General features: G+C 31.9%; 22 protein-coding genes and 1 tRNA gene. 2 read left to right on the top strand and 21 right to left on the bottom strand.

Features of this window, described 5'->3' with window-relative positions; genetic code table 11:
* Positions 1 to 116 precede the first annotated feature (116 nt).
* Positions 117 to 1850, top strand: a complete 1734-nt coding sequence (argS, locus tag FVE72_RS03075) for an arginine--tRNA ligase (protein ID WP_026737212.1) — start codon at positions 117 to 119, stop codon at positions 1848 to 1850.
* Between the two features lie 197 nt (positions 1851 to 2047).
* On the opposite strand, the gene FVE72_RS03070 is transcribed toward argS, so the two are convergent.
* The 11 genes from FVE72_RS03070 to FVE72_RS03020 all read right to left on the bottom strand — a co-directional run bounded on the left by FVE72_RS03070 (position 2048) and on the right by FVE72_RS03020 (position 12773).
* A complete protein-coding gene (locus FVE72_RS03070; protein ID WP_006808528.1) occupies positions 2048 to 2461 on the bottom strand; it encodes a helix-turn-helix domain-containing protein in 414 nt (137 codons plus the stop codon).
* A 50-nt stretch (positions 2462 to 2511) separates the two neighbouring features.
* Entirely contained in the window at positions 2512 to 3213 is a 702-nt protein-coding gene (gene araD, locus FVE72_RS03065; RefSeq protein ID WP_006808540.1) for an L-ribulose-5-phosphate 4-epimerase, read from the bottom strand.
* Positions 3213 to 4088 (bottom strand): L-ribulose-5-phosphate 3-epimerase, encoded by an 876-nt coding sequence (locus tag FVE72_RS03060; protein WP_172966385.1) that lies wholly within the window; start codon positions 4086 to 4088, stop codon positions 3213 to 3215. Before FVE72_RS03060 ends, araD begins: the two co-directional genes overlap by 1 nt.
* A 48-nt stretch (positions 4089 to 4136) precedes the next feature.
* Positions 4137 to 4799, bottom strand: coding sequence for a 3-keto-L-gulonate-6-phosphate decarboxylase UlaD (locus tag FVE72_RS03055; RefSeq protein WP_026737210.1), 663 nt, complete (start codon positions 4797 to 4799; stop codon positions 4137 to 4139).
* A gap of 206 nt (positions 4800 to 5005) precedes the next feature.
* A complete protein-coding gene (locus tag FVE72_RS03050; RefSeq protein ID WP_036056046.1) occupies positions 5006 to 5455 on the bottom strand; it encodes a PTS sugar transporter subunit IIA in 450 nt (149 codons plus the stop codon).
* A 51-nt stretch (positions 5456 to 5506) separates the two neighbouring features.
* Positions 5507 to 5788: a PTS sugar transporter subunit IIB gene (locus FVE72_RS03045; protein WP_026737209.1), complete on the bottom strand. Its 282-nt coding sequence runs from the start codon at positions 5786 to 5788 to the stop codon at positions 5507 to 5509.
* A gap of 85 nt (positions 5789 to 5873) precedes the next feature.
* Entirely contained in the window at positions 5874 to 7403 is a 1530-nt protein-coding gene (locus FVE72_RS03040) for a PTS ascorbate transporter subunit IIC (RefSeq protein WP_026737208.1), read from the bottom strand.
* Positions 7404 to 7529: 126 nt separating this feature from the next.
* Complete coding sequence (gene ulaG, locus FVE72_RS03035; RefSeq protein ID WP_026737207.1) at positions 7530 to 8591, bottom strand: L-ascorbate 6-phosphate lactonase; 1062 nt, start codon at positions 8589 to 8591, stop codon at positions 7530 to 7532.
* A gap of 344 nt (positions 8592 to 8935) precedes the next feature.
* Positions 8936 to 9652, bottom strand: a complete 717-nt coding sequence (locus FVE72_RS03030) for a transaldolase family protein (RefSeq protein ID WP_026737206.1) — start codon at positions 9650 to 9652, stop codon at positions 8936 to 8938.
* 1 nt (position 9653) lies between these two features.
* Positions 9654 to 10433, bottom strand: a complete 780-nt coding sequence (locus FVE72_RS03025; RefSeq protein ID WP_026737205.1) for a glycyl-radical enzyme activating protein — start codon at positions 10431 to 10433, stop codon at positions 9654 to 9656.
* A gap of 42 nt (positions 10434 to 10475) precedes the next feature.
* Entirely contained in the window at positions 10476 to 12773 is a 2298-nt protein-coding gene (locus tag FVE72_RS03020; RefSeq protein WP_026737204.1) for a formate C-acetyltransferase, read from the bottom strand.
* Between the two features lie 206 nt (positions 12774 to 12979).
* On the opposite strand from FVE72_RS03020, the gene FVE72_RS03015 reads away from it, so the two are divergent.
* Positions 12980 to 13747 carry a DeoR/GlpR family DNA-binding transcription regulator gene (locus FVE72_RS03015; RefSeq protein WP_026737203.1) on the top strand — a complete coding sequence of 256 codons (768 nt, stop codon included), beginning with the start codon at positions 12980 to 12982 and terminating at the stop codon, positions 13745 to 13747.
* Between the two features lie 119 nt (positions 13748 to 13866).
* Here FVE72_RS03015 and FVE72_RS03010 read toward each other — a convergent pair whose 3' ends face one another.
* From FVE72_RS03010 to FVE72_RS02965, 10 genes are all read right to left on the bottom strand, one after another.
* Positions 13867 to 14925: a PTS fructose transporter subunit EIIC gene (locus FVE72_RS03010; protein ID WP_026737202.1), complete on the bottom strand. Its 1059-nt coding sequence runs from the start codon at positions 14923 to 14925 to the stop codon at positions 13867 to 13869.
* A gap of 65 nt (positions 14926 to 14990) precedes the next feature.
* Positions 14991 to 15308 carry a PTS fructose-like transporter subunit IIB gene (locus FVE72_RS03005; RefSeq protein ID WP_006808537.1) on the bottom strand — a complete coding sequence of 106 codons (318 nt, stop codon included), beginning with the start codon at positions 15306 to 15308 and terminating at the stop codon, positions 14991 to 14993.
* Positions 15309 to 15338: 30 nt separating this feature from the next.
* The gene (locus tag FVE72_RS03000) at positions 15339 to 15833 is read right to left on the bottom strand and encodes a PTS sugar transporter subunit IIA (RefSeq protein WP_026737201.1); all 495 of its coding nucleotides are present in this window, start codon (positions 15831 to 15833) and stop codon (positions 15339 to 15341) included.
* Between the two features lie 180 nt (positions 15834 to 16013).
* Positions 16014 to 17273 (bottom strand): class II D-tagatose-bisphosphate aldolase non-catalytic subunit, encoded by a 1260-nt coding sequence (locus tag FVE72_RS02995; RefSeq protein WP_026737200.1) that lies wholly within the window; start codon positions 17271 to 17273, stop codon positions 16014 to 16016.
* Between the two features lie 174 nt (positions 17274 to 17447).
* Positions 17448 to 18320 carry a MurR/RpiR family transcriptional regulator gene (locus FVE72_RS02990; protein WP_026737199.1) on the bottom strand — a complete coding sequence of 291 codons (873 nt, stop codon included), beginning with the start codon at positions 18318 to 18320 and terminating at the stop codon, positions 17448 to 17450.
* A gap of 201 nt (positions 18321 to 18521) precedes the next feature.
* Positions 18522 to 19553 carry a threonine aldolase family protein gene (locus tag FVE72_RS02985; RefSeq protein ID WP_026737198.1) on the bottom strand — a complete coding sequence of 344 codons (1032 nt, stop codon included), beginning with the start codon at positions 19551 to 19553 and terminating at the stop codon, positions 18522 to 18524.
* A 210-nt stretch (positions 19554 to 19763) separates the two neighbouring features.
* Positions 19764 to 20798 carry a M42 family metallopeptidase gene (locus tag FVE72_RS02980; RefSeq protein ID WP_026737197.1) on the bottom strand — a complete coding sequence of 345 codons (1035 nt, stop codon included), beginning with the start codon at positions 20796 to 20798 and terminating at the stop codon, positions 19764 to 19766.
* Positions 20799 to 20897: 99 nt separating this feature from the next.
* Positions 20898 to 20984: transfer RNA gene (locus tag FVE72_RS02975), tRNA-Leu, on the bottom strand.
* A gap of 133 nt (positions 20985 to 21117) precedes the next feature.
* Positions 21118 to 21702 (bottom strand): helix-hairpin-helix domain-containing protein, encoded by a 585-nt coding sequence (locus FVE72_RS02970; protein WP_026737196.1) that lies wholly within the window; start codon positions 21700 to 21702, stop codon positions 21118 to 21120.
* Positions 21703 to 21734: 32 nt separating this feature from the next.
* Positions 21735 to 23180: a coproporphyrinogen III oxidase gene (locus FVE72_RS02965; protein WP_026737195.1), complete on the bottom strand. Its 1446-nt coding sequence runs from the start codon at positions 23178 to 23180 to the stop codon at positions 21735 to 21737.
* Positions 23181 to 23183 lie beyond the last annotated feature (3 nt).

Genomic DNA, 23183 nt, shown 5'->3' with positions numbered 1-23183 from the left:
ATATAGTATATAATAATTTCAAGAAAAATAAAAGACTTTTTAGGAAAGGAGGTATATATTTTTATTATGAATCTTTACAATAATATTCATTTTTAAAAATATATAGTACGGAAAATATGGAATTACTTAATATTCAGTTGAAAAAATTATTTGAGAAAAATATACAGAATATTTTCAAAGAAGATTTCTCGGATAAAATCGACATTCAAAATTCTACAAAAAAAGAATTTGGTGATTTTCAAACAAACTTTGCAATGGTAACTTCAAAAATTTTAGGAAAAAATCCGAGAGAAATTGCGAATGAAATTATAGAAAATTTTGAAAAAAATGATATTATCGAAAAAATGGAAATTGCAGGTCCCGGATTTATAAATATTTACTTAAAAAACTCTTTTCTCGATAATGAAACTAAAAAAATCGGAAATGAAAAATATGACTTCTCGTTTTTGGATTCGGACAAAACAGTCATCATAGACTATTCTTCTCCTAATATTGCCAAACGTATGCATGTCGGGCACTTAAGAAGTACTATTATAGGAGATTCCCTAAAAAGAATTCTGCAATTTTTAGGATTTAAAAAAGTTTTAGGTGACAACCATGTAGGCGACTGGGGAACTCAGTTCGGAAAACTTATTGTGGGATATAATCTTTGGCTTAACAGGGAAGCCTATGAAAAAGATCCCATTGAAGAATTGGAAAGAATTTATGTTATGTTTTCGGACGAAGCAAAAAAAGACCCTTCTCTTGAAGATGTTGCCAGAGAAGAGCTTAGAAAACTCCAATCGGGAGATGAAGTAAACAATGCTCTCTGGAGAGAATTTATAGATATATCCATAAAAGAATATAACAAAATTTATAAAAGATTTGATATAACTTTTGATTATTATAACGGAGAGTCATTTTACAACGATTTAATGCCTGTCGTTTTGGAAGAATTAAAAGAAAAAAATATTGCAAAACAGGACGAAGATGCTTTAGTAGTATTCTTTGACGAAGATACAAAACTTCATCCATGTATTGTACAGAAAAAAGACGGAAGTTTCTTATATTCCACATCCGACTTGGCTACAATCAAATACAGAAAAGACGATTTAGATGTAGATCTTGCCATATACGTAGTTGACGAAAGACAGCAGGATCACTTCAAACAGGTATTTTCAATAGCAAAAATGATAGGTGCTCCTTATGATTACGACAAAGTTCATGTATGGTTCGGTATTATGAGATTTGCAAACGGAGTTATATTATCTACAAGAGGTGGAAATGTCATCAGATTGATAGATTTACTGGATGAGGCGAAAAAACACGTAAAAAAAGTTATCGACGAGAAAAATCCCGATATACCTGAACCTGAAAAAGAAATTATTGCCGACATTGTAGGAACAGGAGCTATAAAATATTTCGATTTGAGCCAGAACAGAACTTCTCCTATATTGTTTGACTGGGAAAAAGTTTTAAGCTTTGAAGGAAACACAGGACCATATTTACAATATACATATGTTAGAATAATGTCTATTCTAAGAAAAATGGAATCGGAAAATATCTCGATTAATAAAAACGGAAATATTATCTTCGACAATATGCAGGATGTTGAGAGAGAACTTGCAGTTGCACTGTTGAGATTCCCTCAGGTAGTTGTTAAATCTTATGAAAGCTACAGACCTAATGTAATAGCCGATTATTTATTCGAACTTGCAAAATTATTTAACAATTTCTATAATTCAAAACCTATTTTGAAAGAAGAAAATGCTGAAACTATGCAAGCAAGAATATTACTTGCATTAAAAACTGCAGAAATCCTAAAACAGGGATTAAGCCTTTTAGGAATACAAACTGTTGACAGAATGTAAATATGTTGAATAGATTGTGAGGCTATCTCAAAACAAAAAAATTAGAGAATTTGATTTTTATGAAAAAACAAAATCAGCAAAATCAAGTATAAATTTTTTGTTAAATACTGAAAAATGAAAAAAATTTCTATTATGAGACAGCCCCTTTCTTTTTTAACCTGAAATTTAAGAAAAAAATGCTTAGAAGATATTTTCCTCTAAGCATTTTTGTTATTCAATAACTCTATATACTGTTTTACAAGAAAAACTTTTTCGGGTTCCATTTTCATAAGTTCTTCTATTATTTTCCCAATTTCGATATCGGAAATTTCTTCTACCAGTTCGGACATTATTTCTTTTTTCAAATCCGACATATCTTTATCGGTATAGCCTATTATCTTAAACAATTTAAGATGATCGACTTCCAAAATTTTAGAAATTTTTTTCAACAAAAGAGGATTTGTCATACTATGTTTGCCTGACTCCAAATTAGATAAATAAGCAGGACTTATTTTTAACAAATCCGCCATTTCTCTCAACCCTATATTCTTCTGCAATCTCTTATTTTTGATGTAGTAACCCAAAGCTATGACAAGGTTGGGATTTGTTTTTATATCTTGCTTTTCATCCATTCCGTTCACCTTTCAAAACCTGTGTAAGTCAATATCATGACTTAAAATTTCTATTTTTTCTTTTGACCGTAATAAGCATTTTCTCCGTGTTTTCTCAAGAAATGTTTATCAAGAAGTTCCTGTTGCATAGGTTTTATATCTTTATTTATCTGCTCTGTATATATTGCCATTTTTGACAATTCTTCCAGTACAACCGAATTATAAACAGCTTCTGCAGCATTTTTCCCCCACGTAAAAGGACCGTGACTGTGAACTACCACAGCCGGAACAAATTTAGGATCTATATTTCTTTTTTCAAAAGTTTCTATTATAACTGTTCCCGTTTCTTTTTCGTATTCTCCTTTGATCTCTTCAGGAGTCATTTTTCTCGTACACGGTATAGGTCCGTAAAAATAGTCTGCATGAGTTGTTCCGTAAGCAGGAATATCTCTTCCGCTTTGTGCCCATATTGTAGCATTTGTAGAGTGAGTATGCACTATCCCTCCGATATTCGGAAATTTTTTATACAATTCAACGTGAGTAGGTGTATCTGACGAAGGATTAAGCTCTCCTTCCACAACTTTCCCGTCCAAATCCACGACTACCATATCTTCGGCTTTCATTTTATCATAATCCACACCGCTCGGCTTTATAACTACCAGTCCTTTTTCTCTGTCGATAGCACTTACATTTCCCCATGTAAAAAGCACAAGCCCTTTAGCAGGTAATTCCATATTCGCTTTATAAACTTCTTCTTTTAACTTTTCCAGCATTAGATAAAGCCTCCTTTTTTCATTTTATCAAGCATCCATTCTTTAGCTTTTTTTACTTCTTCAATCGGATTATCGGATTTTTCAGTCCACATTTCTATCAAAAAAGGTCCTTTATAGTTTAACTCTTTTAATTTGGCAAATACTTTAGGAAAATCAACACATCCTTCTCCGAAAGGCACTTCTTTGAATTTACCCGGGAAAGTATCCGTTACAGCTAAAGTATCTTTTAAATGAATTGCTACTATTTCTCCCTGTTTTATACCGAGTTCCAATTCTTTCAATGTATCATTTTCAGGCCATGCAGTTAGATTTCCCACATCAGGATAAACTTTAAGCCACGGAGATTTTATTATCTCCGAATATTCCATATATTTTGTAATTGAGTTTATAAAAGGATGATCCATTATTTCTATAGCCAATGTTATGTTATACGAAGAAGCCCATTCTATAGCCTTTTTCAGATTTTCCGTAAAATATTTTTTAGTCTGTTCACTTCCTTCTTCATAATAAACATCATATCCTGCCATTTGAATCGTTCTGATACCCAGTTTATCCGCAAAAATTATAGCTTTTTGCATAAGTTCCATAGCTTTTTCTCTTGTTTTTTCATCCATGCTTCCCATCGGAAATCTTCTATGTCCGCTAAAACACATTGAAGGAATTCTTACACCTGTATTTACAAGAGCTTCATGTATTTTATTAATTTCCTCATCAGACCAATCAAGTCTTGCAAGCCTTTCGTCAGTTTCATCAACAGACATTTCAACAAAATCATATCCACATTCTTTTACAAGCTTTATTCTCTCTATCCAGTCAATATCTTTAGGAAGAGCTTTTTCATATATTCCTAAATTCAGTTTATTCAAATCTTTCATAATCAGCCTCTTTTATTATAATTTTACAGTAACAAAACCTTTCTGTCACTATTCAGCCCAGTATTTTGCTATTTCTGCTTTAAAATCTCTCGCAGCCTGTGCAGGATCTGATGCTTCTGTAATTCCACGTCCGGCAATGAACGTAAATACGTCTACTCCTTTAAATAACTTAAGTGTGTCTGTGCTTAATCCTCCTGTTACAGATACTCTGAATCCCATTTCAATCAGTTTTTTTACTTTATTAAGGTCTTTTTCTCCCCAAGTTTCTCCTGCAAGTAAAGCATCACGACTTTGATGATAGATAGCCTGACTTATTCCCGCATCAAGCCATTGCTGAGCCTGTTCATAAGTCCAGTCTCCATATAATTCAACCTGAATTTCTCCTTTGTCGCCACGTACTTCTTTTATAGCTTTTAAAGCTGCTTTCATTGTCGGAATAGTTGCCGAACAGATACATGTCATCCAGTCAGCTCCTCTTACTGCATTATTTTTCGCTACAGTTCCTCCTGCATCTGCACATTTAGTATCTGCAACAATTATTTTTTCAGGAAAAAGACTTCTTAAAACTTCTACCAGTTCACTTCCTACCTGTAACAGACAAACTGTTCCCGCTTCTATAACGTCTACTTCATGTCCTACAGACACTGCGGCTTTAATAGCCCCCTGTAAATCCGAATGATCCAATGCTACCTGTAATAAAGGTCTTGCCATAATTTTTTCCTCCTAAATTTTTAAAATTATCTTTTTTATCTTTTCATATTATCAAAAAATACAGTTTTTTCAAAAAATCCCGCATTACCAGAATCGGCAAATTTACGCAGATACTGATAGCGGGAGTATGAGGGCAAAATGAGCCCTCATCCAAGACAACTCCCTCAAGTGTTCCTAAAATTATTTTATTTCAAACTATTTCCGATTTATAATTTACTTTCAATCATTTTGTAAATATCTTCAGGAACTTTTGCAGCTCTGATTTTATCAAATACCGAATCATCATCAAAAAGCATAACTATCTGAGGAATAGCTTCTCCGTTATGTATATCGGTACTTGTCGCTGCAAGCCCTATCAGTATATCTACTTCCTGTCCGTCAGGAAAAGTCACAGGTTCTTTTAACGTAACAAAACTGAAACAATCTTTGTTTACTCCCATTTCAGGTCTTTCATGGGGCATTGCAAGTCCCGGAGCCAATATATAGAAAGGTCCCAATTCTTTAGTTCTTTCTATAATAGCATCTACATACTTTCTCTGTACAGTCCCTTTATCAAGAAGCGGCTGCATGCAAGCTTCTATAGCTTCTTCCCATGTTTTCGCTTCTTTTTTCAATCCGACGGAATTATTTTCCTTCAGTGAATCAAGTAAAGTCATTTTATCCTCCAAATTTTAATTTTTTAAATTCAGTTTTATTTTAAATCAGACTTATCCGATTCCTACTTCTTTTAATTTTGTTTCCAATTCATTTGCATCAAGCAAATTTAAAAGTCCGACCATTTTAGTATTAGGTCCTCCTTTTAAGTCTTTGATTATATGAGTAGACGCCAAAACCAAATCATAATTTGCAAGTCCTGATTTAGCTTCACCCATACTGCATGAGTTTACATCAGCATCAACGTTTAATTTTTTCAATACCTGTGATACTTTCATTTTCATAATCATACTTGTTCCCATTCCGCTTCCGCAAACTGCCAACACTTTTAACATTTAAAACCACTTCCTTATTTAATTTTAGAATATAAATATTCTCTTATCTATTTTATTATCAAATACTTTTTTCTTCCTTTGTTTTTTAATATTCTTCTTCTACTAAATCAACAGTTCCTTCATAATATTGCTCTTTATTTTTAGCTTTTATATATTGAATTTGAGGAATTAGTAACATTAAAATAATTACCAATGCATAACCTATTACTCCTAAATATTTCATTATATATCCTTGAGCCAACCATACTGTACTTTGGTCAATATTTCCATGCCATCCGCCTTTTAAGTGGAATAACATTACTGCTGCCGCTCCGCATAATACCTGTAATACTCCTGATAAAGCGGATAAAATCAATGCAGCTCTTGCTCCTCCACGTTTATCAGCATAAACTGCAATAGTCGCATTATCAAAGAATACCGGAACAAATCCTGTTATTATAAATACAGGCGATTTGAATATTAGCAATCCTGCTATTGAAATAAATTGAGCTATTGTTCCTACAAGGAATCCGAACAATACTGCACTTGGTGAACCGAATCCGTAAGAAGCCGCACAGTCAACTGCAGGTAATGATCCCGGTAATATTTTATTTGAAATTCCCTGGAATGACAATGTCAATTCAGACACAAACATTCTAACTCCTGTTTTTAATATTGTCAAATAAACAGCAAACAATAATGTTGTTGAAACAATATAAGTTCCGAATGATAATTTTTTAGGATCAAATGCTCCTGCCGTAACTCCGTTAGGGTTTACTACAGGACAAGTTTGTACTCCGTTTTCAATTACACACTTTCCAAATTTTGCAGTAAAGAATTCAGGTCCTAATACCCACATTATTATTCCGAAAAATATTATCATTATTAATCCTGTTGCAATTATATCGTCATGCAGCATTGACAACCATTTAGGTAATTTCAAATCATCAAGTTTCTTTTTAGGATTCCCTAATTTCGGTGCCAATTTATCTGCCAACCAGATTGCGAACATTTGTTGGTGCCCGATTGCAAACCCTGCATTACCTGTTAATCTTTGAGTAGGCTCTACTGACAAATTAGACCCTACAGCCCAGTATATTCCTGCAAAAATTCCTACCAAAATTACTCCCTTAATATTTTGAAATTGAGGAAATAAAAAGAATATCATCCAAGCCGCTGTTGAAGCTTGCTGTTGCATAATATGACCTGTTATAAATAAAGTTCTTACTTTTGTTATTTTTCTTAATAATACCAATATTATATTTATTATGAATCCTATTAATAATGCCATCATAACTGAAGCTGCCAAATTAGATTTCGTAGGATCCTGAGCAATAAGTCCTTTAATCGCATCATCTACAGCCTGTAATCCGAAATACGGATCTATAACTGCCGCTTCAAGTTCAAATTTTGTCTTTAATGCTGCCAGTATCGGTCTGAAAGTTGTTACCAGTCCCCCAGCACCTACGTTTAATATCATATATCCTACAGTTGCTTTAATAAATCCTCCAACTGCTTCATATATTTTTTTACCCATGAAAAGATAACCTATAAATACCAATAACCCTACAAAAAATTCCGGTTTAGTCAGGATATTCTTCCCGAACCATGTTCCAATTAATAATAAAATATTCATTTTCTTATTCTCCTTTTTCTTCTTTTATATTAATTTTTTAAGCCCCCCGCATTTTCGGAGTCGGCGCAGTCGCGTAGAACGCCGATAGCGGGAGTATGAGGGTCGCAATGAGCCCTCACAATGTAATTATAAGAACGATTTAAACGGCAAATCAGGCTCTATTGTAAATGCGTCTTCAAATCCTCTCGGATACATGTATTCCATATCGTCTTTATTATCAGGGAATACAAATTTCCCTCCAGGTTGCCATATATAAGGTTTAAATTTATATTTCATTCTGTCTTTTCTGTAGTTCCATAATAATGTAATTTCTTTAGGATCAGCCATAAAGTTGGACCAAATATCATGATGTAAAGGTATAACTACTTGTGTTTTCAACTCTTCAGCCACTCTCAACACGTCTGAAGAAGTTAATTTATCAGTCATTCCTCTAGGATTTTCTCCGTATCCTACAAAAGCTACATCGACTTTATTTTCGTTTCCGTGTTTCACAAAATAATTTGAATGGTGAGAATCTCCGGCATTATAGATATTTCCGCCTGTTGTTTCTATCAAATAGTTTACTGCCATATCATCCATATCAGGCGGTAATTTATCTTTTAAAACAACATCTTCTGCAACTGTAAGTAACATTGTTCTGTCAAAAGATTCCAACATTTTTATTTTTGCATCTTTAATAGTTAATTCTTCTCCAGGTCTTACAGTTACAAGTCTTTCTTCAGGAACTCCCCATTTTCTCCAAATATCTGTACAAGTTTTAGGCCCGATAAATTTCGCTTCAGGACAATTTTTTAAAACTGCAGCAGCTACATTCTGATCTATATGATCACTGTGAGAATGTGTTGCAAGTAAAGCATCCAAATCTTTTATTGCAAAAGGATCTATAACACAAGGGGTTGTTCTCAAATTCGGTTGTAATGCTACACATCCTACTGCTCTCTGATGTTGATGTTTAGGTTTCATCAATTTATTTTTTGCCGATCTTTTTCCTGTGGCAACCCACAAATCCATGCAAATATTTGCATTTCCTTCGGTTTTTACCCATAATCCCATGTTTCCAAGCCACCACATTGCTACTGTTCCGGGTTCAACTTTTGTCTCTTCAATTTCTTCGTTTAACCATGTTCCCCATTCGGGAAAAGTACTTAAAATCCAAGATTCTCTTGTAATTTCGTCTAACTTAGCCATTTTTTCCTCCTAAAAATTTATTAAAATAATAACAATTTGTTAGTAATCTGTTTTGTCTGTTCGTTATTTGTTAACAATGTTATACCACAATTTTAAAAAAAGTCAATAGCAAAAAGAAAATTTTTTTCACAATTTGCTAACACTTTTTGAAAAACTTTTCATTTTATAGTTTTAAAATAAAAAGTATATTAAACAGAATGAGCTGTAAAATATACTTTAATAAAAGTTCTCTTAAAAATACAGAAACTGTATTTTCAAAAAATTCAGATATTTTCATAATCAGCAAATTTCAAAAATTTAGATACAACTCTACAAAGAGGATTCTAATATTTTTAGTAAATTCTTTATAATAAATCAAGTAAATTCTTCTCTCCGTATACTTTTTCCCAATCGGAATTAAAAGTATCCATACTCCAGTCAGTATAAGGATGATATATAAGTCTTTCAAATATATCAGGAGAAACCGTTACTGATTTTGATCCTGCTAACATTGTTTCATGTACCTGTCTTACATTTTTAAAAGATGCTCCCAATATTTTCGGTTCAAATACTCTTTTATATTTTTTCAAACATTCTTCATCGCTTTTTTTTATCTTTTCCAATATTTTATAAGCATCTCTCACTATTTCTACTCCGCTTTCTCCTATATTATCCGATCTGTTTATATAAGGAGCCATGTATTCCGCACCTGCTTCAGCAGCCATTATTATTTGCTGAGAGGACAATATCCCCGTTGCAGTTATTTTATGTCCGTCTTTTGAAAGAATTTTCATTGCTTTTATTCCTTCAAAAGTTACCGGAATTTTTGCATAAATATTTTCTCCGAAAGTATCTCTCAGTAAATTTACTTCCTTTACAATAATATCAGCTGTAGAACCTACTGCCTGTGCATGAACAACTTTCTCTTTTCCTATAATATTATAAATATCATTTATAATATCTTTAAAATCTCTTTTTTCCTTTGCAATTATCGAAGGATTTGTAGTTACTCCTTTCAAAGGAAAAATTTCGTTAATTCTCTTAATAGCTTCAATATCAGCCGTATCTAAAAAATATTCCATTCTAACCTCCTATTATTACTTTAAAGCCTTTGTTTTCTATATATTTTTTTATTTTTTCCATAGTTTCTTTTTTAGGAATTTCAGTATTTTTCAGTTCATATTCCCGACCCAATCCTTCATATTTGGACATTCCGTAATTATGATAAGGTAAAACATGAATTTCTTTTAAATTACATTTTTTCACAATATTTAATATCTCATCTATATTTTCAATATCATCTGTATATCCAGGTATATAAGGCACTCTCGGTATTACTCTATTACTTTTAGTTGATTCTATAAAGTTTTTCTTTATTGTATCAAAATCTCCTTTTATAATTTCTTTTGATTTTTGATTATTTGTTATTTTCAAATCAAAGAAAACAGTATCCACATAGAGCAGTATTTTTTTTAACACATTTATACTCCCGTATCCGCAAGTTTCTATTGCAGTATTTATATCATTTTCTTTTAATTCTTTTAAAAGTTCTTCTATAAATTCTCCTTGAGCTAAAACTTCTCCTCCTGAAAGTGTTACTCCTCCACCGGAAGTATTAAAAAACACTTCGTCTTTCAATACCTCCTTTATTATTTCATCAACAGTATACCATTTTCCTATTGTTTTTATATTTCCATTCACATTGCTTTTCATATACTCTGTTTCAAAACTTTGAGATTCAGGATTGGAACACCACGGACATCTTAACGGACATCCTTTAAAAAATACTATGGTTCTTATCCCTTCTCCGTCATTTAAAGAATATCTCTGAATATTAAATATTAATCCTTTTCTGTTATTCATAATTTTTAAGATATATCTCTCCTCTCTATATCTTATTTTTTATTATAATCCGTGTTCTGTTCTGTGAATAATGTCGTCCTGTATTTTTTTATTTAATTCACTGAAGAAAGCACTGTATCCGGCAACTCTTACGACAAGGTTTCCGTACTTTTCAGGTTCAACTTGTGCTTTTTTCAATGTTTCGACTCCTATTACATTAAACTGAATATGTGTCAGTTTTAATTTCATATACGCATAAATAAAGTTTACAAATTTATTTATTCCCTCTTCGGTTTTTACGGCTGAAGGACTTAATTTTACATTCAGTAAACTTCCGTTAGTCAGAAGAACATTATCCAATTTACTTAAACTTTTTAAAACAGCTGTCGGTCCGAATATATCTCTACCGAACATAGGAGACAATCCTCCATCTGCCAATTGCTCACCTGAAAGTCTGCCGTCAGGAGTAGCTCCCACTACTTCTCCTAAAGGAATATGTGCCGAAACTGTATATGAACCGGGTATGAATATTCCTCCTCTCGGGTTTTTATATTTTTCTACTTCTTTACAGTAATATCTCAATACTTCCACACTTATATTATCAACTTCATCTATGTCATTTCCGTATTTTGTTTCATCACTTATGAATTCATTTTTCATTTTTTCATAAATATTTCCTTCATAGTTATTTTTTAATGCCTCGATAACTTCTTTAAATGTATATTTTTTTTCATCGAAAACGAATTTTTTTATTATCATTAACGAATCACATAAATTAGGCAATCCGATTCCCTGAACTCCTGAAAAATTATATCTTGCTCCTCCGGCAGTTATATCTTTTCCCTTTTCAAGAGAATCTTTTACTATCGTAGAAAGTAAAGGTACAGGAGCATATTTTTTATGTCCCTCATCTACAATATTACTTCCTTCAGCCATTAATTTTACATAATAGGAAATAGATTCTTTTATTTCCTCATTTATTTTATCCAAAGTTAAATTTTCGGAATTTTCGTTATTATAAAGAACTTTTTCCATTATTTTCAATATATTTAACATCGCTATATCATGTAATCCGTATGTTTTCCCCGGAATAGAAAGCTCTACACATCCCACAACTGAATAATCTCTCGCATCTTCAAGCGAAACTCCTCTTGATAAAAATGACGGTATAACTACTTCATCGTTAAACAATTGAGGAATCCCTGTTCCCAAAGCTATTGTTTCACAAGTTTTCTTAATAAATTTTTTAGGCTCAATATCATTTACTCTTATTCCCAGATTCGGTTGAGGTAAACGTATGTCATGATATGCTTCCAAACACAAATATGATAGTTCATTTACGGCAGACTGTCCGTATATGTTTACTCCTCCTAATAAAGCTGTATATCCAGAAGGAAATCCTGCAAAAAATTTAGCACTGTGTTCGCTTCTTAACAATACTACATCATTAGTTTTTATATAAAATGCTTCAAGATATTCTTTTAATTTTTCTTTATCTTCTCCCTTTTCTATATCGTTTTTATAATAAGGATAAAGATATTGATCTATTCTTCCTAAAGAAATCGAACTGGCATTGGATTCCATTTGTAAAACTATACTTGTATACCATAACAGCTGCAATGCTTCCAAGAATGTTTCGGCAGGTTCTGTAGCTATTTTTCCTGATATTTCCGATATTTTCTGTAATTCTTTTTTTCTGTTTTCGTCTTTTTCTTCTGAAGCCATTTTTTGAGCCAATTCTTCATATCTTTTTATATGACTGATTGTGGCTTCCAATGTTATTAAAGATGCTTTATAAAATTCATTTTCAGGATTATTTTCCACCTTTTCTTTTACTTCATCTCTTATCTTTCCGTATCCGTTCTTTAAAACTGACTCAAAGTCAGGTATTATATGCCCTTGTCCCTTATCAGTCTGATTCAGATTAACTATTTTTTCATTCACGGCTTTTCTGATATATTCAGGTATTATTCCGTTTAAAGAATCTTTTAGGGATTTATCTTTCCAATAAGGATAAAGACTTTCAGTAAATATTTTTTTATCTTTTTCAGTAAATATAAACTGATCCTGAGGTCTCGTTGCCATGGTATCTATTTCTTTCATAATCCAATAAGGATCCATTTCAGGAGAAATAATTCCGGATCTCGGTTTTATAGTCCTGTTACCTGCTATCAACTCTTTTTCACGTATAGATATTTCCATTTTTTCCAAAATATTTTTTGTTGCTTTTGCTCTTCTTATTATTTCAGGTTCATCGACAGTTTCTTTATGGCTTTCTGTGTAAAAAACTGCTCTTTCAGTTGAAATTTCTCTTTTATTTTTGAATAATTCCTTCTTTAAAAATTCGATTCTTTCATTCATAAAATAATCCCTCCGTTTCAAATTTCCACTACAATCTATTAAACTTTTTATTCTAATTTTATATTACATTCTTTTTATTATTTTGTCAAGTTTTTTATTGTTTATTATTGTTTTTATTTTATATTGATAATAATATTTCTATGATATATAATAATATTATAATTTTAATTAATAAAAAAGATAAATAAATTCAGGAGGTCAAATTTATGTTTGTATCTGAAAGGCTGGACGAAATAATACATCTCATCAATCAGGAAGGAAAAGTCGAAGTAAATAAATTAAGCAAAAAATTCAATGTCTCAAAAGATCTTATAAGAAAAGATTTAAGCAAACTTGAAGAAAACGGTATTTTGGAAAGAACTTACGGCGGAGCTGTTAAAAAAAGAAAATTGGCAGAAACAGTAACTATAACTTCAAGAATTTCAAAAAACCTGGATGCCAAACAAAAAATAGCTCAAAAAGCTTTAAAATTTTTAAAGCCTAAAGAAAGTATATTTTTGGATATTTCTTCCATAAATTATATTCTTGCTCACGAGCTGATAAAAAACAACTGGGAAATAACAGTTATTACCAATATGATTGATATCATGCACCTTATCTCCCTAAATCCGGACTCCAAAATAAAATTGATAGGAATAGGAGGCACATGCAACAATATCATTGACGGTTTTGTAGGAATTTCTTCTATTAATCAAATCAATAATTTCAATGTAGACAGATGCTTTATCGGTACAATAGGAATCAACACTTACAACGGAAATGTTTCTACATATGAGCAGGATGACGGTCTAACCAAAGTAGCGATAATGAATACAAGTAAAAATAAATATTTAATTACCGAAATATCAAAAATCGATCAGGACGGGAAATATAATTTTTCAAATTTGAAAATGTTTGACTGTCTTATCACAGACAGTAATATTTCCGACTCTGCAATAAAAGAATTAAAAAAATACAGGATAAAAATTGTTTAATTAAAAGAAGTTGTCTCAAACGAAATCTAACCTCCACTCTGTTTTTTGTTTCTTCCCCGATTACAGAATTTCAGAGATTTATGAGACAACTTTCTTATAATCCGAATTTTAATTATATATTAAAATGTTATATCCAATTCAAGATCTTCATTTTTGGTATTTTCTTCTACAACAACTTTATTTTCTTGAGTTTTCTTCAGCACTGCCACAACAAGAGCAGTAACAACTGATCCGACTATAACAGCTATTATATAACCTATTCTGTTAGTAACAACAGGCAATACTATCAATCCTCCCCAAGCTGCCTGATTTGTCGCTCCTAATAATAAAGATGTTACCGCTGCTGCAGAACCTCCTGCCATAATAGAAGGAAGAACTCTTATAGGATCTGCTGCCGCAAAAGGAATCGCACCTTCGGTTATTCCTATACAACCCATTATTAAAGCAGCTTTTCCAGATTCCTGTTCAGCAACTGTAAATTTATTTTTGGCAACAAATGTAGCTAATGCCAATCCTAAAGGCGGTGTACATACTGCTGTAGCAACTGCAGCCATTAATGTCGGATTAGTAGGTATCATTGCTACCGCAAAGAAGAATGCCGTTTTATTAAGAGGACCTCCCATATCAAAAGCAATCATTGCTCCCAATATTATACCTAATACAATTTTAGAACTGTTTTGCATTCCGCTCAACCATACTTCCAATCCTTTCATAAACGCCCCTATAGGTTCACCTATGAACAACAGAATTATCATTCCCACTATAAACGTTCCCACTAAAGGAATTATAAATATAGGCATTACAGAACTCATTACTTTGGGAACTTTTATTTTTTTCAAATAATATACAACTATCCCGGCTATAAGCCCTGCTATTATTCCACCTAAGAAACCTCCTCCTTTACTGTTTGCCAAATAAGCTCCAATCATTCCCGGACCTATCCCCGGTCTGTCTACCATCGAATAAGCTATAAATCCTCCTAAAACAGGAATAAACAGCGTCAATCCGGCTATACCTATATCGGACATATTTTTCAAAAACCCCGTTTCAGGAACTGCCGCTTTACCTGAAATCATAACCGCTAATGCCAATAAAACTCCACCTGCAACCACAAAAGGTATCATATAAGAAACCCCGGTCATTAAATGTTGCTTGGTATTTTTTAACAATCCTAACATAATTCCTCCTCTTTAAAATTAAATATTATTTTTAATGCTGATTCACAAAATTTCTTCAAATTATATTATTTTCTGCTTTTCAATGCTTCTTCTATTTTTTCTACTAACGCCGGAGCCTTTTTTACCAAATCACTTATTCCTATTCTTACAATAGGTTTACCGTTAAATCTTTCCGTATTTTTTAATCCTATGTCTGTTGTTAAGACTACAACATCAGCTGCATTTGCTTCTTCCTGAGTAATTTCATTTTCCAATCCTATTTGTCCCTGCGTTTCAACTTTTATTTCATGACCTCTGGCTATCGCAGCTTTTTTCAAGGCTTCTGCTGCCATATAAGTATGCGCCACTCCTGAAGGGCAGGCAGTTATTCCTACTATTTTCATTTTTCCCACATCCTTTTTATTATTTTATTTTTAAACTGTTCTTTCTTTAGAAGAATAATCTTTCAATAATTTCATTACTTCCGATTCTGTTTCAGCTTTATTCAGTTTCTCTCTAAAATCATCTTCCAATATTGCTGTAGATAATTTTATTAAAATCTCTAAATGCTCATTTCCTGCATTTTCTTCTGATACACCTATCATAAATATATGTTTAGCACTCTCATCATCAGCCCACGAAATTTCATTATTTAATCTCGCATAAGCTAAACATGCCTGTTTTACATACTTACACTTCCCGTGAGGTATTGCAAAAGAAAATCCTACAGCTGTTGAAAAAGTTTCCTCTCTTTCATGCAATGATCCTATATAACCTTCCAACGCTTCTTTTTCTCCATATTTTTCATCACATAACTTTTTCTCTTCTGAAATTATTTTAGCTAATCCGCTTAACACAGCTTCTTTATCAGCTGCATCAAAATTAAGATAAATAAGATTTTCATTTATTAAATCACTTACATTTACCACGAATAGACCTCCTTGTACTTTGTGAATTTTATTCTTTAATATGTTTTACCACATTTTATTATTTTGTCAAGTTCTTTATTTATTTTTATTTTTTGTTATTGTTTATTTAAAATTTTCAATATTCTATTATTGTCCATAAGAAGTAAATGCCGTTTAAATCTTATTTTACTTAATCACCGTTTATTTTTTCAATCTGCTTGTATAACCTTTTAAATTAAAGCATTCTACATATCTGTCCAATGATTCTTTTAATTTGTATATTACATATTCTTCAGCATTTACTCCTGCCTCCGCCAAATTTTCAAATAGATTTTCTATTTCTTTTTTTACATTATCATTGTTAAATGTATAATGTCCGCTTATATCAGTTATTGTATTTATAATATTTTCATCCCGTAAAAGTTCTTCTGTAGATTTTGAAACTGTATCGTCTGTCATCCATTTTTCCCATCTTCTGCTTGCAACAGCTTCTTTTCTGATACAATTTTTCAAATTCGATTTTTTAGAAATTATTCCTTCTGCGAAAAGCATTTCTTCCAATTCTACTAATTTTAAGTATGCTCTTGTTTCCACAGTCCCGTATTCCGGTGCTACGTTCATAGCAGTTATTCCTAATGCCGGATGAGCCAACAGAATTGCTTCATCCTGATAATCACCATTGTGTTCTTTTAATCCTACTTCATATTTTCTTGCAACATCGGATAATTCTTTTGAAGCTTTTGCATTAAAATGCCCTACATTTTCAGTCAATCTTGTTAAAGTCCCTGTTTGCCCTACAATAAAACATGGATGTGGCAATCCTTTTTTATCCAATTCTTTTAACAGCTCCTGAATAAAAAATTCATACGATTCAACTGAAGTCAATCCTCCGTTTGTTTCTTCAGTTCCTACTTCATAGCTTATTTCCGGCAATTTTCTTGCTATTCTTTCCTTTTCCACATATTCTATCAATTCTACAGTTCTTCTCAATACTACATTTACATCTATAACTTTTCCCACAATATAAGGATCTTTTGTAGGATCGATATGCAGCAAGTCAAATCCGTTTTCCAAATCGGCAATATATGACTGTTTTCCCAGCTTCATCGCTTCTTCTTCAGGAAGATGATCTTTTCTCTCTTTATCTCTTTGCCAAGGCCCTCCGTGATCTCTGCATAAATAATACAATCCGTCAAAACCTGCTTCATTTGCGATTTCTTTTATTGCGTTTGAAAATGCTTTCTGATCCCAGTTACATACATATCCTCCTCCTAATTCTTTAGAATCTACCTGATTTCTGCTCGCTATAAATATTAACGGAAAATCCTTTTCTTTCGCTAGTAGAATACTCGCTTTTATCAATATTTTTGACATAGGACCTATTCCAAGCATAGAAGCTCTTTCTTCTTTTTTCATTTTCAATCCTTTTTTTACAACTTCTGTTAAAGTCATTTTACTCATAACATATCCTCCTATTTTGTATTTTGTATTTTTTATACTTTTATATTTTTTTATGTATTTTATTTACAAAAATATTATACCACGATTTTATACAAAGTCAATAGATATATGTATAAAAAATACAAAAAAGAGATACATTACTTTCTGTACCTCTTTTTCTAATTAATATGTCATTTAATATATTTTTCCTATCGTCAAATTATTTATTTTATCCAGTCTTTTTGCATATTTGTTATAATCACTCAACAAAACTCCCATATAAAGCATATCAACCAATGCCAGCTGCGACATTCTTGAAGACATTGTTTCGCTGTAAAAAGTACTTTCGGTATCTCCTGTAAACAATGAAATATCTGCATATTTAGTTATTACCGAAGCTTTAAAATTAGTTAATACAAGCGTTTTAGCTCCTGATTCCTTTGCTATTCTCAAAGCATCAACAGTATCTCTTGTTTCTCCCGAATGAGATATTGCTATCGCCAAATCTTTTTTGCCCAAATGGCAGGCACACAGTTGCTGTAAATGGTTATCAGGATATGCTCTGCAATTAAGCCCTATTCTTAATAATTTACTTGCAAAATCATTTCCTATACTTCCTGAATTTCCTACTCCGTAAATATCTATTGTATTTGCATTTGTTATCAATTTTATTGCTTCTTCGTAAATTTCATAATTTAAAAATTTTAAAGTTTCTTCCAATGCTTTTATTGTAAGTCCTACGAGTTTTATTGGTATATCTTCCAGATTATCGTTTTTTGTAATATGTAAGTCCAATAATAAATCTATATTATCATAATCATTTTGGTTTTGTCTTCCCGATTTTAAAAGTTCTGTCTTAAAATCCTTAAATCCCTCATAACCTAAAGCTTTTGTAAATCTTATTACTGTCGGTGTACTGACTTTACTGTTTTCCGCTATCTCTTCCAATCCCATTTTCTCAATTTTAATCTTATTGGCTAAAATATAGTCAGCTACTTTTTTTTCTGATTTTCTCAGTTCACTGTATATCTCTTTTATTTTATGCTCATAATTTTCATATAAACTCATTTATATAACTCCTAATATAAACTTTACTTGATACACACTAATTAGATGTAATATTTTCAGTTGTTATTTTTATTTACAATTTTTTTTATTTTAGCATATTTTCAACTCTATTTTCTATATTTTTTTACTTACTCTGCTTTCCCATTTTTATAAATGTACTTTTTCGTTAATTTCTATTTTATTCACTATAACTGAAAAACTCTATAAAAGCTCAATCAATTTACGTACATCCTCTTCTTTTGTGGACCAGTCTGTTACAAAACGGATTATTGTATGATTTTCGTCGTATTTTTCCCAATAGGCAAATTGGACTTTTTCATGAAGTTCGTCCATTTTGTCATTATCAATTATAATAAACTGCTGATTTGTCGGCGAATCAATGTAAAAACGATAACCTTTTTCTTTCAAAGTCTGTTTTAATAAATGAGCAGTTTTTATAGCATTTTTACTTATTTCAAAATACAGATCATCTGTAAACAGAGCATCAAACTGTGCTCCCAACAAACGCCCTTTTGCTAACAATGCTCCCATTTGCTTAATAATCGTCACATAATTATCAGGCATAATTTCAGGATTACTGAAAACAACGGCTTCTCCTGATAAAGTTCCGATTTTAGTGCCTCCTATATAAAAAACATCACACAATCCTGCTAAAGTCGGTAAATCCATATCACATTCGGGTGCTGCAAGTCCATATCCCAGTCTTGCTCCGTCAATAAACAAAGGAATCCTGTATTCCTGACATAACTGGTACAAACTGTTCAGTTCCTGTTTTGAATACAATGTTCCGTACTCTGTAGGAAAAGAAATATAGACCATTCCCGGCATTACCATATGAGATTTATTTTCATCTTTATGAAATGCGTCTAAATATTCTTTTACTTCTTTAGATGTCAACTTCCCGTCTTCGTGAGGTAATTCGATTACTTTATGACCTGTTATTTCTATCGCACCTGCTTCATGTACATTTATATGTCCTGTATTTGCCGAAATGACTCCTTCATATGATCGAAGCAGCGAATTAATCACTACTGCATTAGTTTGAGTACCGCCTGTCAAAAAATAGATTTTCGCATTATTTCTTTTGCAGGCTTTTCTGATTTTCTCTTTTGCCCGACTCGACAACTCATCAAATCCGTATCCTACCTGAACACTTTCATTATTATCAATTAAATTCTGTAAAACTTTAGGATGTGCTCCTTTTCCGTAATCATTCATAAAAAACAGTTTCATTTTTGTTCTCCTTATTAAAAATTCTTATTATTTTTTAACAACATTATTAATTTAGTTAATTTATTTATACCGACAGCTGTTATCCATTTTTTAAAATTCCACTTTTATTATACCCCAATAATACAAAAAAATCTATGTATCATATAAACAATACATAGATTGACTTTATAAAATTTCATTTCATATATAAAACAAATTTTTCATTTTTTTCTATTTCACTAATCCGTTTCTCAAATAGGCATCTACAAGTCTTTCAGTCGCTTCTATCGAGTCCTTGTGAGTACGCTCATAAGAATGACTGGACTCTATTCCTGCTCCCAATAGGGCATGCTTTACTTCCGCTCCTGCTCTCATTGCTGACGAAGCATCACTACCGTAATAAGGATAAATATCAAGTTTAAACGGAATATTATTTTCTTTAGCCAGTTTTACAAGATGTTGACGAAACTCATAATTATAAGGTCCTGAAGCATCTTTTACACAGATGGACACAGTATATTCATCTGTCTGCTGATCATCTCCCATTGCTCCCATGTCAACTGCCAAATATTCTGTAACTTCTGTAGGTATACTACTGTTTGCTCCGTGTCCCACTTCTTCAAAGCAGCTGAACATAAAATGAGTCGTATTCAGCAGCTCAATATTTTCTTTCTTATATATTTTCAACAGATTAAGCAATATTGCAGCACTTACTTTATCATCAAGAAAACGACTCTTAACAAATCCGTTTTCAGTGACTGTCATACGGGGATCAAAAGAAATAAAATCTCCCACTTCTATACCCAAAGCCTTTGTTTCTTCCTTGCTTGTAACTTTTTCATCCAGTCTGACTTCCATATTGTTCTGTGTGCGTTCTGCAGTTCCGGCATCACGATATACATGTGTACTTGTCTGATGGATCAGTATTGTCCCACTTACTGTTTTTCCCGTACTTGCCACATGCACAAAACAGTTTTCCCCTTCTATCATATTCCACGGAAATCCTCCGATTTTATCCATTTTCAAACGTCCGTCGGATTTAACCGCTCTCACAATGGCTCCCAGTGTATCTACATGAGCTGTTACAACACGATGCTTAGTATCATCTTTTCCTTTTAACGTAACAATAACACCGCCTTTATTTGTTCTAACAGCTTCGTATCCCATATTCCGAACTTCTTTTAGGATATATTCGGTAACCTCTCTTGTATAACCTGTCGGCGAAGGTATTTCAATCAGCTTTTCCAAATATTTTAAAGTACTCATCTTTTTCCTCCTGAAATTTCATTTATAAATTAACAAAAAAAAGACAACCTCTTAAACTGCCTCTTTATATTCAATAATTTAACTAATTTTATATTTTATTGGTGCCCGAGGCCGGAGTCGAACCGGCACGATATCACTATCGACGGATTTTGAGTCCGTTGCGTCTACCAATTTCACCACTCGGGCTAACCACTTACTGTATTATTTTAATAAATTTCATCGAATATGTCAACTATTATTTTTACTTTTTTTACTATTTTTTCTAAAAGTCAATATTTTCAGTCGTTAGAGAAGACAATTTTTTTAAATTTTATTTATGTTATTCACTAAATTTTATTCTTTTTTCGATTTTTTCATATTTTTCGCTTCCGATTATTTTTTCCAAATCGATATTGGAACGTATATTTCCTTTATTTATTTCAGGCAAAAGTTTTTTTATCTCCTTTTTTGTAAACCCTATCATTTTAAGCCGTTCCTCATCCGCATCATTTATATTAAAAACTGTATAAGTTCTACCGTTGTAATTTTCTTCGGGATTTTTTATTTTTTCCTTGTCTACAAATAAATATTTTTTTGCCTGCTTTATTCCCGCCTCGCCGAATTTGGAAATATTTTTCAATTCTTCCATATCCGAAATAATCCCTATTTCATCTCTGAAATTTACAAGTTTTTCGGCTTTTGACTTAGGAAACCCCAATTTTAGAAGTTCATCATATCCTACACTGTTTATATCAAATTTTTCTTTTGTTTTTGATAAATCATTTTCTTTCTGGGCATTTTCTTTTTGATAGGATATTTCTTCATTTATTTTAATGTCCGGAATATTATGATCCTCAATGAATAATCTTAAAAAATTCCCTAAAACTAAAAGTATAACAAAAATAATAACATGCTTTATTTTCATATTCCACTCCCTCTCAATTAAATTTTTTCCTTTTATTTTTTGTTAATAAATTTCTCCACAACATAAGTTATTTCTTTTTTCTTGTTTTCGAGCCTGTCGTCCAGTTCATTTATCCAGACCAAAGGATCTTTAGGATTTATGAGCCTTTTTATATTATTTTTTTCTCCTTCGCTCCAAATAAGTTTTGTTATTGCCCCTGCCCCGATTCCTATTATTATTTTATTTTCTTCTATCATCTCGATATTATATACCGATTCTGCTCCGTCTACGGAATATCCAAGATTTTCTCCCCACTGAAAACTGTTTTTCTGCCTGTACATATAATAAGGATAAAGTTTTTTGCTTTCGGTTATTTTATCCAGTTTTTCAAATATTTTCTCATAATCAAGTTCAATTTCATGCCTGTAATTTTCTTCATTCAGTTTACTTGCGTTTTTTATCGCAAGATTGTGAACAGTGAGATTTTCAGGATTGTATTTTTTCACTTCATCCAATGTATACAGTATATCTTCGGTTGTTTCTCCCGGAAGTCCAAGTATCAAATCCATATTTATCTCAAGTCCGATCCTTTTTGCAATATCGTAAACACTGTCAAACTGCTTTCTGTTGTGATATCTGTTCACAAGTTTCAATGTTCTTTCATTAAATGACTGAGGATTGATGCTTATTTTATTTACACCTGATTTTTTTATAATTTCAAGCTTTTTTTCGTTTAATGTGTCTATTCTTCCGGCTTCAAATGTAAATTCTTTCAAATTCCCAAGTTCAAAACTTGATTTTACAGTATCCAGTAATGTTTCAATTTCTTTTGCCGACAAAATAGAAGGGGTCCCTCCTCCAATGTATATCGTACTTATCTTCAAGTCAAGATTTTTAGTAAGAGTACCTATTTCCTTAATTTCTTTCAGCAAAGATTCGTAATATTCATCATATCTTTCGGCATACTTTCCTTTCAGCAGATATGCCGGAAACGAACAATATGTACATTTTGTAGGACAATAAGCAACTCCTATATATATTCCTATTGTTTCTTTATCAAGATAAGGAATTTGTCTTTTTACAATATTTATAAGAAGATTTACTTTTTCATCACTTACTAAATATATATTTTTCAAAATTTCCCGAATTTTTTCATAAGATAATCCCATTTTTAAAAATCTTCCGACAATTTTTGTCGGTCTGACACCTATTAATGTTCCCCATTTATAATCTTTTTCTTTCCCGAAAAGTTTCATCAGAGAAGTTTTTGCCATCACTTCTCCCTGATCCGAGTACTTTTGTCCGATTTTTTCATACCGAAATCTTATTTTATTATCTCCTGAAATCGTTTCTACCTCAATATTTTCAAGATTTTCAGTTACATTTATATAAATTTTCTGCTCGGAATTACCGTCAAGTATATCGTAATGTTCAGGCAAAAGAACTCGTACAAACTCTTCCAGTTTATTTTCATTTATTTTTATATTGCAGTTTATCATCTG

It is taken from the genome of Pseudoleptotrichia goodfellowii (genome assembly GCF_007990505.1).
GTDB classification, from domain to species: domain Bacteria; phylum Fusobacteriota; class Fusobacteriia; order Fusobacteriales; family Leptotrichiaceae; genus Pseudoleptotrichia; species Pseudoleptotrichia goodfellowii.
This window is presented reverse-complemented; position numbering and strand designations above follow the sequence as displayed.

Excerpts from the sequence above, each read along its gene's own strand:
- FVE72_RS03005 (WP_006808537.1), bottom strand. The coding sequence starts at position 15,308 with ATGAAAATAGTAGGAATAACTGCCTGCCCTTCAGGAGTGGCGCATACT.
- araD (WP_006808540.1), bottom strand. The coding sequence starts at position 3,213 with ATGCTGGAAAAGTTAAAAGAAGAAGTTTATAAAGCGAATATGGAATTA.
- FVE72_RS03050 (WP_036056046.1), bottom strand. The coding sequence starts at position 5,455 with ATGACTTTACTTGATTCACTGAAGGAAAATAATTCCGTCGGATTGAAA.
- FVE72_RS03020 (WP_026737204.1), bottom strand. The coding sequence starts at position 12,773 with ATGAATGAAAGAATCGAATTTTTAAAGAAGGAATTATTCAAAAATAAA.
- FVE72_RS03010 (WP_026737202.1), bottom strand. The coding sequence starts at position 14,925 with ATGTTAGGATTGTTAAAAAATACCAAGCAACATTTAATGACCGGGGTT.
- FVE72_RS03045 (WP_026737209.1), bottom strand. The coding sequence starts at position 5,788 with ATGTTAAAAGTGTTGGCAGTTTGCGGAAGCGGAATGGGAACAAGTATG.
- FVE72_RS03030 (WP_026737206.1), bottom strand. The coding sequence starts at position 9,652 with ATGGAATATTTTTTAGATACGGCTGATATTGAAGCTATTAAGAGAATT.
- argS (WP_026737212.1), top strand. The coding sequence starts at position 117 with ATGGAATTACTTAATATTCAGTTGAAAAAATTATTTGAGAAAAATATA.
- FVE72_RS03060 (WP_172966385.1), bottom strand. The coding sequence starts at position 4,088 with ATGAAAGATTTGAATAAACTGAATTTAGGAATATATGAAAAAGCTCTT.
- FVE72_RS02995 (WP_026737200.1), bottom strand. The coding sequence starts at position 17,273 with ATGAGTAAAATGACTTTAACAGAAGTTGTAAAAAAAGGATTGAAAATG.
- FVE72_RS03040 (WP_026737208.1), bottom strand. The coding sequence starts at position 7,403 with ATGAATATTTTATTATTAATTGGAACATGGTTCGGGAAGAATATCCTG.
- FVE72_RS03025 (WP_026737205.1), bottom strand. The coding sequence starts at position 10,433 with ATGAATAACAGAAAAGGATTAATATTTAATATTCAGAGATATTCTTTA.
- FVE72_RS03015 (WP_026737203.1), top strand. The coding sequence starts at position 12,980 with ATGTTTGTATCTGAAAGGCTGGACGAAATAATACATCTCATCAATCAG.
- FVE72_RS03070 (WP_006808528.1), bottom strand. The coding sequence starts at position 2,461 with ATGGATGAAAAGCAAGATATAAAAACAAATCCCAACCTTGTCATAGCT.
- FVE72_RS03055 (WP_026737210.1), bottom strand. The coding sequence starts at position 4,799 with ATGGCAAGACCTTTATTACAGGTAGCATTGGATCATTCGGATTTACAG.
- FVE72_RS02970 (WP_026737196.1), bottom strand. The coding sequence starts at position 21,702 with ATGAAAATAAAGCATGTTATTATTTTTGTTATACTTTTAGTTTTAGGG.
- FVE72_RS02965 (WP_026737195.1), bottom strand. The coding sequence starts at position 23,180 with ATGATAAACTGCAATATAAAAATAAATGAAAATAAACTGGAAGAGTTT.
- ulaG (WP_026737207.1), bottom strand. The coding sequence starts at position 8,591 with ATGGCTAAGTTAGACGAAATTACAAGAGAATCTTGGATTTTAAGTACT.
- FVE72_RS02985 (WP_026737198.1), bottom strand. The coding sequence starts at position 19,553 with ATGAAACTGTTTTTTATGAATGATTACGGAAAAGGAGCACATCCTAAA.
- FVE72_RS02980 (WP_026737197.1), bottom strand. The coding sequence starts at position 20,798 with ATGAGTACTTTAAAATATTTGGAAAAGCTGATTGAAATACCTTCGCCG.
- FVE72_RS02990 (WP_026737199.1), bottom strand. The coding sequence starts at position 18,320 with ATGAGTTTATATGAAAATTATGAGCATAAAATAAAAGAGATATACAGT.